At 45.4% G+C, this 12,622-nt stretch carries 13 protein-coding genes; 3 read left to right on the top strand and 10 right to left on the bottom strand.

The features are described from left to right. Positions 1-132 precede the first annotated feature (132 nt). Positions 133-981, bottom strand: coding sequence for a PRD domain-containing protein (locus MKY97_RS14370; RefSeq protein ID WP_342556074.1), 849 nt, complete (start codon positions 979-981; stop codon positions 133-135). A 238-nt stretch (positions 982-1,219) separates the two neighbouring features. Then, on the bottom strand, positions 1,220-2,155 hold the full coding sequence (locus tag MKY97_RS14365) for an ArsR family transcriptional regulator (protein ID WP_342556073.1): 936 nt from the start codon (positions 2,153-2,155) through the stop codon (positions 1,220-1,222). A 277-nt stretch (positions 2,156-2,432) separates the two neighbouring features. Here MKY97_RS14365 and MKY97_RS14360 point away from each other — a divergent pair, with 277 nt between their 5' ends. Further along, entirely contained in the window at positions 2,433-3,941 is a 1,509-nt protein-coding gene (locus MKY97_RS14360) for an alpha-N-arabinofuranosidase (RefSeq protein ID WP_342556072.1), read from the top strand. A 585-nt stretch (positions 3,942-4,526) separates the two neighbouring features. Here MKY97_RS14360 and MKY97_RS14355 read toward each other — a convergent pair. From MKY97_RS14355 to MKY97_RS14335, 5 genes are all read right to left on the bottom strand, one after another. After that, entirely contained in the window at positions 4,527-5,117 is a 591-nt protein-coding gene (locus tag MKY97_RS14355) for a hypothetical protein (protein ID WP_342556071.1), read from the bottom strand. 129 nt (positions 5,118-5,246) lie between these two features. Further along, positions 5,247-5,984 (bottom strand): GAP family protein, encoded by a 738-nt coding sequence (locus MKY97_RS14350; protein ID WP_342556070.1) that lies wholly within the window; start codon positions 5,982-5,984, stop codon positions 5,247-5,249. Between the two features lie 73 nt (positions 5,985-6,057). Then, positions 6,058-6,534 carry a hypothetical protein gene (locus MKY97_RS14345; protein WP_342556069.1) on the bottom strand — a complete coding sequence of 159 codons (477 nt, stop codon included), beginning with the start codon at positions 6,532-6,534 and terminating at the stop codon, positions 6,058-6,060. Then, the gene (locus MKY97_RS14340; protein ID WP_342556068.1) at positions 6,521-7,468 is read right to left on the bottom strand and encodes a MerR family transcriptional regulator; all 948 of its coding nucleotides are present in this window, start codon (positions 7,466-7,468) and stop codon (positions 6,521-6,523) included. The genes MKY97_RS14345 and MKY97_RS14340 overlap by 14 nt, the downstream gene beginning before the upstream one ends. 26 nt (positions 7,469-7,494) lie before the next feature. Beyond that, entirely contained in the window at positions 7,495-7,971 is a 477-nt protein-coding gene (locus MKY97_RS14335) for a hypothetical protein (RefSeq protein WP_342556067.1), read from the bottom strand. Between the two features lie 338 nt (positions 7,972-8,309). Between MKY97_RS14335 and MKY97_RS14330 the strand changes: the two genes are divergently transcribed. Together MKY97_RS14330 and MKY97_RS14325 are read left to right on the top strand one after the other, a co-directional pair. Beyond that, positions 8,310-8,969: a TetR/AcrR family transcriptional regulator gene (locus MKY97_RS14330; protein WP_342556066.1), complete on the top strand. Its 660-nt coding sequence runs from the start codon at positions 8,310-8,312 to the stop codon at positions 8,967-8,969. A gap of 110 nt (positions 8,970-9,079) precedes the next feature. Beyond that, positions 9,080-10,225, top strand: coding sequence for a choline esterase (locus MKY97_RS14325; RefSeq protein ID WP_342556065.1), 1,146 nt, complete (start codon positions 9,080-9,082; stop codon positions 10,223-10,225). Between the two features lie 132 nt (positions 10,226-10,357). On the opposite strand, the gene MKY97_RS14320 is transcribed toward MKY97_RS14325, so the two are convergent. The 3 genes from MKY97_RS14320 to MKY97_RS14310 form a co-directional block, all read right to left on the bottom strand. Continuing rightward, positions 10,358-10,585, bottom strand: a complete 228-nt coding sequence (locus MKY97_RS14320) for a hypothetical protein (protein WP_342556064.1) — start codon at positions 10,583-10,585, stop codon at positions 10,358-10,360. Positions 10,586-10,769: 184 nt separating this feature from the next. Beyond that, positions 10,770-11,564: a MerR family transcriptional regulator gene (locus MKY97_RS14315; protein ID WP_342556063.1), complete on the bottom strand. Its 795-nt coding sequence runs from the start codon at positions 11,562-11,564 to the stop codon at positions 10,770-10,772. A 191-nt stretch (positions 11,565-11,755) separates the two neighbouring features. Further along, on the bottom strand, positions 11,756-12,562 hold the full coding sequence (locus MKY97_RS14310) for a type II CAAX endopeptidase family protein (protein ID WP_342556062.1): 807 nt from the start codon (positions 12,560-12,562) through the stop codon (positions 11,756-11,758). Positions 12,563-12,622 lie beyond the last annotated feature (60 nt).

Raw genomic sequence — 12,622 nt, 5'->3', positions numbered from 1 at the left:
AAAAAAACCAAATGTAAACCCGGCCCGGCAAACTCGCGGGATCGGAAACATTTGGTGGTGCCTGATCGAATCAGTAACACTCCATATTCAATTCATACCGTGATGGTACGCTTCAAATGGGTTGTATTGAGGTCAACCCGCGTCGGTTCGGGATGTCACTCTCTCGATGTGAATCATGAGGTATACCATCTCATCGGGAGTAATTACAAATCCGCGCTGCTGTTCCATCGTTTCCTTAATCTTGAGCGCGCATTGGAAGCTGTCTGGATATCGTTCCGACAATACATCGTATAAAAACTGCTGATCCTTGAATGAGAGCACTTCCCGGTTCATTTGCCGAACGATAAAGTATCTCAGATGTGTGATAAACCTGGAAAAATCGGCAGACTCCTGATTCAGCGCCCTTCCAAAATGATCGGTCATGATCCCAAGAATGTCATTGATCATCTGTGTAATCTTGATCGTCTGGTTCATACTGCCCGAATCAAATTGTGAATTCACAAAATGAAGGGCGATTGAACTGGACTCTCCAGCGGGCAGTGTAACCAGAAAAGCTTCATTGATCCTGCGTACTGCCAATTCACCAGCACGGTATTCGGCAGGATACAGATGCCGGATATCCCAGTGAAGCGGATTTTGCATATCCACTCCTTTTTTGAAACGATCCAGAGCAAAGTGAATATGATCTGCGAGCGTTAACAAAATGGAGTCATTCAGTTTTTTTCCTATAATCTCCCTGCCTTCTTCAATAATCTGATCCGTGATATCGATGACTTGCAGCGGGATATCGCTGAGAAATTGTTCAACTCGCTGATATTTATCATTCGAGCCGATCCGGAACGTTTTCTGAATCTGGCTTTGCTCGATAGGCTGTCCCTTTACTTTTTTGAAGCCTACCCCTGTTCCGATGACAATGACTTCACAGCCTTCGGCATCCTCTGCCAGGGCGATGTTATTGTTTAACGATTTCTTGAACCTCATGATGTTCTCACCCCCCAATATGCAAAAAGCACCACCATGGTCCAATACACAAGCAGAGAACTTGTGATATCCAGACTGTGGTGGTGCCTGATCGAATCAGTGACACTCCTTATTTAGCTGTATTTTATACCAGCCATGTAATCGTTGTCAATACCATTACTCTGGAGAAATTATCTATTTCGTTTAACGTCTGGCCTTGAGCAGTGTCTATATATAGATTGATAACAGATGGCATATGTTATTCATCGGACTCGTTATTTTCCGGACCATCATAATAGTATCGGATCAAAATATCCTGATCATAGTTGCCGAAACCTTTGCCAAACAGCGTAAGTCCCCCGCGGCCTGCCGCGCTTTCTTCCGGCTTCAAACCAAATGTCCAATAAGCGGCTGCCTGCGGCTTCAGGTCCGAGATGGATGCATCCGAGATTCGCTGACCATCGATAAACGTCCCTCCCTTGTTAATGCGCAGCACCTTCAGCACGCCATACTGATTAACGTCTAACTTCCACCATAATGGCGTATGTTTACCTTTCCGATCACCGAAGTCACCTGGGCTTGTCCAAGTACCCAGGTCAATACCGTTAAGGGTGAACCGAATATCGGATGGCCAGTTTTCATTGACCTTGGGTGCTTCCGAACTGAGTTCGAGTGAAATCTCAATCTCCTGAAGGTGCTGATCGTTATGCAGATAATTGGGAATCTTATATTCAAGAAAACCTCGTGCCATCCACAGAATTCCCGCATTAACCCGGTCCGGGTCCATGAAACAGGCCGGGGTATCATATTGTCCAATCATCTGGGTTGTTGTTGCGATGCCGCAGGTCGGCCATGCTTCGTAATCGGTATACTGCCCAACGGGAATAGATACTTCATAGTAAGAAGCGTCCGCGGGCACGGATGGCGACAGTTGAATGGTCATGAACTCCTGTACGATAAAACAATATTTATAGGTCCCTCCATTCTCCCGCTTCATTCGGCTGCCCACAATGCCTGCCTTCTGCAGTTTACTGACATGTGTGCTTACAATAGCTTTACTCAGGTACAGCTCCTGGGCTAGAGCATTAATATGCATTTCCCTGTTCTTCAGGAGCAGCCGTACGATATTTAAACGGGCTTCACTTGCTAGTGCCTCGTAGACAAGCAGCGAAGATGCGTCTGTTCCAAGCATCATAGAATCCACTTCCTTGATTTATTTTCAATATCACATTTGGGACCCAGCCGCTGTCCTGCAGTGTGAATAGGAGCTTATATAGCCGATTTCAGGATTCGCTATTTTGCGAACTGTGTAAAATCAACTTGCTCTGTACAATCGCATTATGATACATATTAAATAACAAATCAATGTTTTGATTTTGCTTTTAAGCGAATTCAATTCAAATTGAAACGATGATATGCACCCCAAGAGCTATGACATGATACTGCAAACTAATCTTATGGAGGTTTTCAATATGCTTAAATCCAAAATGCTGATCGACAAAGACTTTCAAATTGCTGAAGTAGACCCGCGGGTGTATGGTTCTTTTATAGAACATCTGGGTCGTGCCGTTTATGGCGGTATTTATGATCCAGGACATCCAACAGCAAATGCACAAGGCTTCCGTCAAGATGCCATCGAAGCCATCAAAGCGCTGAACGTGCCCATTGTGAGGTATCCAGGTGGTAATTTCGTATCCGGTTACAATTGGGAAGATGGAGTAGGCCCGGTAGCTGAGCGTAAGCGCAGGCTTGAACTGGCTTGGTGGACGATTGAAACGAATGCGGTAGGTACCAATGAATTTGCAGATTGGGCCAAGCTGGCAGGTACTGAAGTAATGATGGCTGTTAACCTGGGAACCCGCGGTATTGATGCAGCCAGAAATCTGATTGAATACTGCAACCACCCGTCCGGTACTTATTGGAGTGATCTGCGTATCTCTCACGGATATAAAGACCCGCATAAATTCAAAACATGGTGCCTCGGCAATGAAATGGACGGCCCTTGGCAGATTGGTGCGATGACTGCATACGAATATGGTCGGATTGCCAATGAGACAGCCAAAGCAATGAAATGGGTAGACCCGGATATCGAACTCGTGGCATGCGGCAGCTCCAGCCGTGATATGAGTACATTTGCAGATTGGGAAGCAACCGTGCTGGATCTTACCTATGAAAATGTGGACTACTTGTCTCTGCATCAGTACTACAATAACAACAAAGACAATACGTATGACTTCCTGGCGACCTCGCTGGATCTGGATCAATTTATCGATAGTGTTGCTTCGATCTGTGATTTTGTGCAGGCGAAGAAACGCAGCAAAAAGAAATTGATGCTGTCCCTGGACGAATGGAATGTATGGAAATCCATCGGTACAAGCCGTATGGAAGAACGCTGGCAGATTGCTCCTCCTGAATTTGAAGATGTTTACACGCACGAAGATGCACTGGCAGTAGGCTGTTACCTGATTACCATTCTCAAACACGCCGACCGTGTTAAAATGGCCTGCCTCGCGCAGCTGATTAATACGATTGCACCAATCATGACGGAAAATAACGGCGCAATCTGGTTCCAGACGACGTATTTCCCGTTCATGCACGCATCCAACTTTGGGCGCGGTACGGTGCTGCGGTCCATCACATCTTCACCTAAATATGATTCCAAAGCCTTCACGGATGTACCTTATCTTGAATCGATCAGTGTACATGATGAAGAGAACGGTACGATCACCATCTTTGCGGTAAACAGACATCTGGATGAGTCCATGGAGCTGAACGTTGACCTGCGCTCCTTCGGAGAAACGACTTTTGTAGAGCACATCGTGTTGGAAAACAACGACTTGAAGGCAGCCAATACCAAAGAGCACCCACGCAATGTCCTTCCTCACAATGGTGGACATACAACAGTGGATCAAGGCAAAGTACAAGCTGTGCTGAACAAAGCGTCCTGGAACGTAATCCGTTTGAAAACAAAACAAGCTTAATCGCAGCGTGATTGAAGCATTTCACACCCCGTACTGTAACTAGGTACGGGGTGTTTTGATGCAGATATTAGTAGAACTTTGCCTTCCCCCTCTTATTAATCTCCTAACCTGCAGACTTGACCTCTAACCTTGGTATGGCGCTAACGATCTCAGGTAACCTTATTTCCTTCTTTTGAGGCCAGTTTATATTCTAACGATTTCAGGAGACGCTATTTGGAACCATTGGGCGATTTTTCGCATCCAATCTCGCTTTTTGAGTGAAATAGTGTTTCTCAGAAGCGTTAAAATTTTTCAATGCTCGTTATTCTGCGGAATAGGGTCTCTGGAAATCGTTAGAGCTGGAACGGAACACAGATGCGAAACACGAAACACAAAACGCAAAATCTCTCACTCCTGCTCTCTTTATTCGTCCCCGTTATGCTGCCCTGTTTCATGACAAGGTGGTCAGCCACACAAAATACAAATAGGCCACCCTCCGCCTGAAGTACGGAGAGCAGCCTGCAGTTTCGAGTTTCACTATGGGTCATCTCTTCAACTAACGATCATTGGACTTTCTGTTTAGATGGACTTACTCTGCTTGCCGTGTTAGGCCTCCTGCTCTTCCGTTTCAGCCTCGGCTTGGGCTGCTTGAGCTGGTGACATCAAACCCTGCACAGCACCCATAAATGGCTGTATTTGTTTGATCATGCCGTACCCCATTTTCACAACAGGCACGAAACGCTGGATCATACCGAACAAGCGCATACCGCCTCCAAGCATACCTCCAATGGAACCCGCTCCGCCCAGCCCGCCGAAACCGCCTAACAACGAGCCCATCATTGGCATCAAAGACGAAACTTGAGCGCGACGAGGCGATGTACGTGCTGCCACACGAGAGCGTGTGGATGACTTACGCGCACCATTGATCTTACTCCGACTCCGGGAGGATACCGTTTTACCCGTCCGGGCTGGCTTGGATTTGCTTTTAAATGAACTACCGCTGCCGGCTGCACCTGTTGATGTTGTTGGTCTGCCCGCTGATGCTTGTGTTAGTTTTCCGCCCCCGGTAAGCACTACGCCTTCGCTGCTCACGCCAGAGATGTACCCGATGTACGTTTCGCCATTATGAAGAGTCACGCAGACCGGACGATCCTTGAACCGTTTTGCCTTAACGTGTATTTCATTGGTTCTAGCCATGGATTTCACCTCACTCGACTTGATCTACTTTAGTCTACGCGATGAGTGGACGACTTGCCTGTGCGAATAACACATCCATGTGTCGAAAACAGCAGGACACGAAAACGACTAAAACGATCCCCCCACGCCTCACTGGGTCCAACCTAGATCATAAACAGCGTTGACGGTTAACAAAAAGCCAACAATGCCGACAATCCAGGCCGCAGCACGATGGGCGTGGTTCACCAGCCAGTTATCTATTTTAGCCAAAGGTTGTTTCAAAACAGGATAGGCCAACAATCGTCCTGCCAGCAAAACTAACGCAGGTAATATCATAACGAAGCAGTACCCCAATAACAGAATTCCCGAAGTAGGCCATGCGGGTCCTTCTGTAACCAAAAGGCTGATTGCTGCAAGATAAGGCAGCATCGTTCCCAGTTCAAGCACAACCGCGGTCAGGGCAAGCCCGATAAGCACAGTGATAGACATTTTGCTGGAAACCGCATCTCCCGTAATACGTCCCCTCCATTTTAAAATAAAACCCTGTCCACTTGCTGCACGCTCCGCAGCGCGAGCACGAGATTTCTTCGTATCCATGAGCTGGCTTATGATCATTAACAGTATTCCTGACACCAGCTGCCCTAACAGAAATGGTTTTGAATCAAGCAGAAGAGCATATCTGTCCAGAAATGCATCCGCTCCGAACATCATAATGAGACCTATACCAAAGTAACAACCAGAGACGGTGAATAAATAGATTAAAAATCGATCTACCCGAACACGCCGGGGTGTCATCAGCAGCCAGACAGGAACTAAGAGAGTGCCCAAACTGGTCGAATCAATGAGTGCCAGAAGTACAAGGGTAGACAGCAGTGCTGTCAATGTCATCGTGTTCCTCGCTCTCTTCTATAGTTTATAACCTTCCAAGTGTTCATCAGAGCACAGAAACCTGCCCGTGAAGTTACCCCGGTCCCAGATGAAACTTTTTCTCACATACTGCCTTCGGCTCACTCCCTCGTGACTTATGCGACGCGACTAACTCCCCATCATACAAAATAGAACAGCTGATCCAACCCTCATCGCCTTTTGTTCCTGCCTTGACGTGAGTAGAAATCAGAGGAATAAACGTATCTTTCGGGATAACAAATTTCTCTTGGTATGGGAGTTTAATGGTATCCCAACGGATGCTTTGTGGATTTTTTCGGGCATTGATATCTACCTCCAGATCAACTGCGGAATCATGATCACTTTCAACAAGCACTTCCACAGTTATTACATCCGATTCATGCGCTGCTGCTCTTTTGGACTCTTCACGCCCCGTTTCGTTCAATGGATCTTGTGACATTCCACAAGCGGACAGCAGCATCAGCAAACCAGCCAACAAGACGAAGAGCCACAGATTCTTATTTACAATCCCGCTTTTTCTATTCTGCTTCATGGATGCCCTCCTCTCTTTGTTTCAAAAAAAAGCCAATCATCTCATCCACATAAGACATGAATTCATGATCCATCCCCATAACTACAGGTTCAGCAGGATCTTTCGGTTTCATAAGTTCCCAATATTTATCGAGCAGTTTTTCATCACGCTCAAACAGCTCCAATACCATTTCGTACAATTCGGCAGCAAGGTTCTGTGCTTCTGGAGAATATGGTGATGAAGACATCATGCTTCGTATACGCTGGAACATGGTTAATAGCTTTTCGACTCGCGGATCGCTACTGCCAAGAACAGGCAGACGATTCAATATGTCGATTTCCCTTGATGTTAACTGCAAATCATCACTGAATTCGGGTCGTATAATCCCTTCGCTCAGCGGCCGATCTTGCATATTGGAAATAATCTGCAGTAATTCCTCAAGGTCATTCATTCCTTTTAGCTGCAGGCTTTGAATGGTTGATCTGAGATAATACTGCTTACGGCTTAACTCTTGCTTTTTTTGTTCAATAAGCTCTATTTGTTCGTGTAAAGAAGCGATCCAATTGTCATTTTCGCCCATATGGCGCTGGTTCTGTAACAGCTCTTTAATCTGTTCCAACGTATAACCGATGGATTTCAACAGAAGAACTTTTTGAAGGCGTAGAATCGCATGTTCATCATAGTAACGATACCCATTCTCTGTAATAAGTGTGGGGCGCAGCAATTCAATTTGTTCATAATAATGAAGTGTTCTCTTGCTGATATTAGTTCTTTTTGCCAATTCTCCAATAAGGATCATGTGTACCACTCCTCCTTTAAACATTATAAACAATAACGTATACGTTATTGTAAAGCCCCAATTGTTATTCTTCCGGTAAGCGACCAAAGCAGGTTGCTGAAAAAGAGTCTGTGGATATAAATTTTCAGGCAAATAAAAGAACACATAACGCCCCATCGCGGATGTGTTCTTTCTTGTTCATGTTACATGCTGTTCACTGAGTAATACCTCTCGTACTCTTTTGTCATGACGTACCTGTTAACTCCTTTAGCAGCCTGCACGGCTTTCGCAGCAAACTCTTCGGCACGTTCATGATGATGCAGCTTACGTTCAATTTCGGCTAGAAGAGCATATCGCATCCAGTCTTTTTTAATGGAACTCAAATGCGCTCTGGCCCGCTCGCTCTCCCCTTCCTCTACAAGTAAAAACGTTTCATAGTATGTACGGTAATCCGACCTGCGCATCTCGCGCAGCGATTTTCTCAAGGAAAAAAGATCCTTGCGATATGCACTGTAGGCTGCCTGATAGTTTGCTTTCGCAAACTTGCTGGTAGATGTACTGCTCATCAGCTTTTCCATTGTGCGCTCTACTTCCTCATCCAGCTGATTGGCGGTTGCATAGAAAATATAAATGTACAGCGTGTTCTCCCTTTTTCGTAAAAAAGCCTCCAACCGCTCCATTCGCGTCTCCCATGCCATTGGATAAAAAATATAAATGCTAAAAAAGAGAAGTACGGCGATAAGCGATGTGCCAGCGACTAAAAAAATCGACTGTTCATTTAACAACATCACAAGCGCATAAACAAAAACAGCCGTATAAAAAACGAATTCCCCCCTGCTCACTTCCGGCTTTCAGTCCTTTCCAACTGGAGTTCTCTTAGAATGAATGATGAAATTATTATACCAGAACTACAACCTCATTTTGGAAGAAGATTTGCAGCTTTAGTTCATATTGACATGTGAATCAATTACATATATAGTGTGAATTAGTTCACACCATCTTTGAAGGAGAGTCATTTATGCCGAAAAATTCGTTCTTTCGTTTAGATGAAGCAAGGCGTGAAGAAATATCTAACAGTGCTTTGCCTTTATTTGTTGATCACGTTTATGAGGATATAACGATGAAAATGATTTTCGACTGTTTGTCTATGCATCCCGGAACATTTTATCGATATTTCGAAGACAAAGATGATCTGTATTGTCTCCTCATACGGAATGTGACCCAGAAAAGAGCCGTATATTTTAATAACAGTAACGGAGATTTACTTAACCAGTTTTTCCTTACCAGCCTATTCGGTAACGTTAACAGCTTAATGACCGAGCCGCTGAATGAGTTGGAAATCAAACTTACTGAAACCTTTTTAACTATTCCGGAGCCCGTTCTGCTTAAAGTGTATCTTCATGTGCTAAAAGGTGAGTCATTCCCCTTAATCAAGGACATTTTACGCCGAATGAGAATTGATGGATACCTCCGGCCTGATCTAGACGACGACTTGATTTCTTTTATGTTTGAGTCCATGCAGTTTAATTTAGTCATGTTTTTCAGGGAATTCGATATTAAAGATCCCCTGCTGCAGCACAAGATTAGCAGATACTTTGCTGACTTCATGGGTCATGGGCTGCTTGAAGATCATCAATATGCTGCGATCGTTAGTGATCTCAAGACAAACAAGGAGTAGATCGGATCCACCGAAGACAGAAGTCACGTTACAGCGTTTTGAAAACGATTATATATCTCAGGGCAGTGTATTCATATTCACCACTTTGATGAGTTAAGGGGGAGAAGAATTTGCAGACATATGACGCATTTCCAGAGCCCATTGGCGGTTATAAGGTCGGCAGAACGCAAATAGACTTAGAATATACAGCATCCGACCACGCCAAAAGAGAACTAACGGCTTTTGTATACTATCCGTCCGACAGCAGCGAAGGTAAGGCGACATCCACATATATGTTTCCTGAAGTCTATGCAATGTTTAATGAGCAGCCGCTTGTCACTGCATATATTAAGGGTAATGATGTTTTCTCTATAGATATTAAGACCCGGTGTTACGATGACCTCGCTCTCTCGGGAAAGGAGCGGCGCTATCCGGTGTTATTTTATGTTTGCGGCGGGGGAGGTTGTCCAGAATGGGGTACTGTGATCTGTACAGACTTGGCGAGCATAGGATATGTTGTCATAAGTATCGGCCATCCGAACAGCACGATGTATAAGCGTAAAGATGGGCGCCTGTTCAACGTATCCAAGAATTTTTCGGACGTCATTATGGCCTTTTCTGAAGATCGGGAGATGCTGGCGTTGGCTAAAACGATGGAGATGCGGCCTGATGATGAAACGGCCATTGAGATGTGTCATAACGTGCTTAGCCTGCCGATCCTTGCCGAGTTAACAGAGTATAGTGCACTACAGGCAGAAGATGTAAGGTATGCTGCCGATTATCTTGACAAACTGGACGCGGGAGAGCTGCATTCTATCTTTAAAGGCAGACTGCTGCTTGACATCGGCATGGGTATCGTCGGACATTCGTATGGAGGACCTACAACAGCGATGGTTTGCCGGGACGATGACCGGTTCGCCTGCGGGATTGGTTTGGATAGCGGTGCGTTTGGCCTTCTGGGCAGCGACATTAAAAAACCCTTTATGCTGCTGTTTAGTGAACCGAACTATAACATGAATGCGATCATTGGTGTCAACAACAGCATGGAGACCTATTACTTCTCTGTAGATCGTGCTGCGCATTTAGATTACTGCGATATTATGTTTACCGGCGTTAATAAGGGACTCCGAGGTGCACGGGATGCTGTGGAAATGCGAAATCTGGTGACCGACTATACGAAAACCTTTTTTGATCATTACATACGGCAGAAGGATGCAGCTGTGGAACGTCTGGCATACGATGGCGTACACTTGGTCAAGAAAACCAGCAGCACATGAGAACACTTAAGCAGGAAAAGAAAGTTTGAATTATACAACAGAAGAAAGTTTGAGATAACAAGAGCCTGTATCACTTAGATACAAGCTCTTGTCTGTTTGTGTATTTTTACACAACATAAGCTTTAGACATCCTCACATGGACAATCTCGTCAAAAAATCCTCGATCTCATCCATATATCCGTCAGTTGTTATACTTCTGGGAGCCAAAAGAAAACGAAGCCCCATCTTCCACTCGGACCCGGCAATAGATGTGGGTAACATGGAATGTTCCGTCTGCTGGAACGTTTTCACACGAAGCAGATCAGACGGATGAATCTCTTGACGATAAATTCGTTCCGTGTCCTTAATATCAACATTCATATCATCTTCTCCCAGCATCAGCAGTACCGGACTTTTGAAATTGTAGTCCTGCTGTGCAGCAATATATAACCCTATACCTGTGAGTAACAATATGACAATGAATAATGAAATCCGTTTTTTCGTTTAAGCCTGTTCTGTTTTGACATCGCTGTCTCCTTTGCGGGTCATGTAGTTCCATTGATGCTCATACACTTCCCGCCTCTGGATTGGAGAGATGCGACAAAAGTTCATAATGAAGCTGGTCAGGCATGAACAGGGACAAATAGGATTTTTCCACCATGACCAGCGGCCCTGAACAGATGTATCCCATCTGATCAGCGTAAGCATAGAAATGCTGGATATGTGTCTTAAGGTGTTCTTCATTCTGGACCCAAAGACTGCGGGATACATATGAACCTGCGGGCAGCATCAGATCATACGCTGCTTTTTCTTTCCGAGTATACATACCTACGATGCCCGAGTCTTGATACACATAATGAATATCCGCTTCGAACAAATTAGAGATGCTGCTGCCGTGTTTCACGAGTTTCTGGGCACTCAGACTTTCAGGAACCTGCATTTCAAACCATAGGGTGAGAGGGACTTGTTCCCGCTGCACAATCACGTACATCTCTTCGTCCGGTTGAGGCATGTGGTTTTTCTCCTCCAGCAGCTTTTCAATAAAATGTTTGGTTTCCTGAAGCCGTTGAATTGCTGCCTCTGTGTCTGATAGCGCCTGACGAATGAGCGGGATAATCTGCTCCGCAGTCAGATGTGACAGACAATCTTTGATCATCTGCACGGACAGGCCCATCTTACGCAGCAGCAAAATATGAGCGAGCCGGTATACTTCATCCATTCCGTACATCCGGTATTGATTTTCACCTGTATATGCGGGCTGCAGCACACCTTTTTCCTCAAAATAACGAATCTGATGTACCGATACCTGCATCAGCTTGGCCAGCTCGCTAATTGTAATTTCATCCTTCATACCATCCATCTTCATCTCCACCTTCGCTGTTCTGCCTGTTTACAGCATATGCCTTAGGTCGGACCTAAGGTCAAGTACCCTTTCATTTCATTCATTATGAACCAATGCATATGTACCAAAACAGCAAAAGAGCAGGTCAATACGTGACCTACCCATAACGTGTTATTTGTGTATAAAGTAAAGATCTGTACGACATTCCCTCATCTTCTGGACTGTATGTGTCCTCTACGCTGCGCGCTGATCAGCATCGGGACAGCTATGAGCAGACTAACGATAACAGGCACAATAGATGCTTCGAGTCCGAAGGTTCCACCAGTCAGCAAAGATGGTCCTGACAGCTGCACGTCAAAAAAACCTTGTGCGTCAATACCGGAGACCGGAATACCAAGCACTCCCTCAAGTGCATTCCAAGCAAAATGAAGTCCAATCACAAACCACAGATTACGCCGCCACAGAAACCCGGCTCCCAGCAGGATACCTGCCTCAATGACGATCGCGATTGAACTCCAGAGTGAGGCTCCGGGATTAGGCAGATGAGCCAGACCGAAAAAAATAGAAGTTGCCGCGAGTGCAATCCAGCTTCCGCCCCTCTTCTCTATGGCCTGCAGAAACAGGCCGCGAAATAACAATTCTTCCACAATGGCTGCAGCGATCGCGATAGCCAAAATAGAACTGACAGCATTCTCCGTGGACCATGTGAAGCTGTAACCGCCAAGCATCATGATGATCCCGACAGAAACAGCAATGAAGGCCAAACCGACTCCTGCACCTAACAACAACTCGGTCCCTGCCCGCCGAGGCTGCAGTTCCTCCACGCTGCGCACTGCGATGAATTTCATAACAAGCCCGTAAATTGCAATGGAAACGATACCTCCGGCAAGTGCCAGCATAATGGACAGGATGCCTTCCGAGTTAACCAACAGTCTTTGAGAGATGAATCCGGATATCCCCAATAGAACGCTGCCTGTAAACATCCATACGAGCGGGAACTGCATTACTTTTTTCACCTTAAGCTAACCTCCTTACATTATTGGACTAGTTACCCTTAGTATATATGTATGACGTGT

It is taken from the genome of Paenibacillus sp. FSL R7-0652, assembly GCF_038595045.1.
Taxonomy (GTDB): domain Bacteria; phylum Bacillota; class Bacilli; order Paenibacillales; family Paenibacillaceae; genus Paenibacillus.
The sequence above is the reverse complement of the archived record's forward strand: the minus strand, read 5'-3'. Positions and strand labels throughout refer to the sequence as shown.

Excerpts from the sequence above, each read along its gene's own strand:
- MKY97_RS14360 (WP_342556072.1), top strand. The coding sequence starts at position 2,433 with ATGCTTAAATCCAAAATGCTGATCGACAAAGACTTTCAAATTGCTGAA.
- MKY97_RS14365 (WP_342556073.1), bottom strand. The coding sequence starts at position 2,155 with ATGATGCTTGGAACAGACGCATCTTCGCTGCTTGTCTACGAGGCACTA.
- MKY97_RS14330 (WP_342556066.1), top strand. The coding sequence starts at position 8,310 with ATGCCGAAAAATTCGTTCTTTCGTTTAGATGAAGCAAGGCGTGAAGAA.
- MKY97_RS14355 (WP_342556071.1), bottom strand. The coding sequence starts at position 5,117 with ATGGCTAGAACCAATGAAATACACGTTAAGGCAAAACGGTTCAAGGAT.
- MKY97_RS14320 (WP_342556064.1), bottom strand. The coding sequence starts at position 10,585 with ATGAATGTTGATATTAAGGACACGGAACGAATTTATCGTCAAGAGATT.
- MKY97_RS14315 (WP_342556063.1), bottom strand. The coding sequence starts at position 11,564 with ATGGATGGTATGAAGGATGAAATTACAATTAGCGAGCTGGCCAAGCTG.
- MKY97_RS14335 (WP_342556067.1), bottom strand. The coding sequence starts at position 7,971 with ATGGAGCGGTTGGAGGCTTTTTTACGAAAAAGGGAGAACACGCTGTAC.
- MKY97_RS14345 (WP_342556069.1), bottom strand. The coding sequence starts at position 6,534 with ATGAAGCAGAATAGAAAAAGCGGGATTGTAAATAAGAATCTGTGGCTC.
- MKY97_RS14340 (WP_342556068.1), bottom strand. The coding sequence starts at position 7,468 with ATGGGGCGTTATGTGTTCTTTTATTTGCCTGAAAATTTATATCCACAG.
- MKY97_RS14350 (WP_342556070.1), bottom strand. The coding sequence starts at position 5,984 with ATGACATTGACAGCACTGCTGTCTACCCTTGTACTTCTGGCACTCATT.
- MKY97_RS14370 (WP_342556074.1), bottom strand. The coding sequence starts at position 981 with ATGAGGTTCAAGAAATCGTTAAACAATAACATCGCCCTGGCAGAGGAT.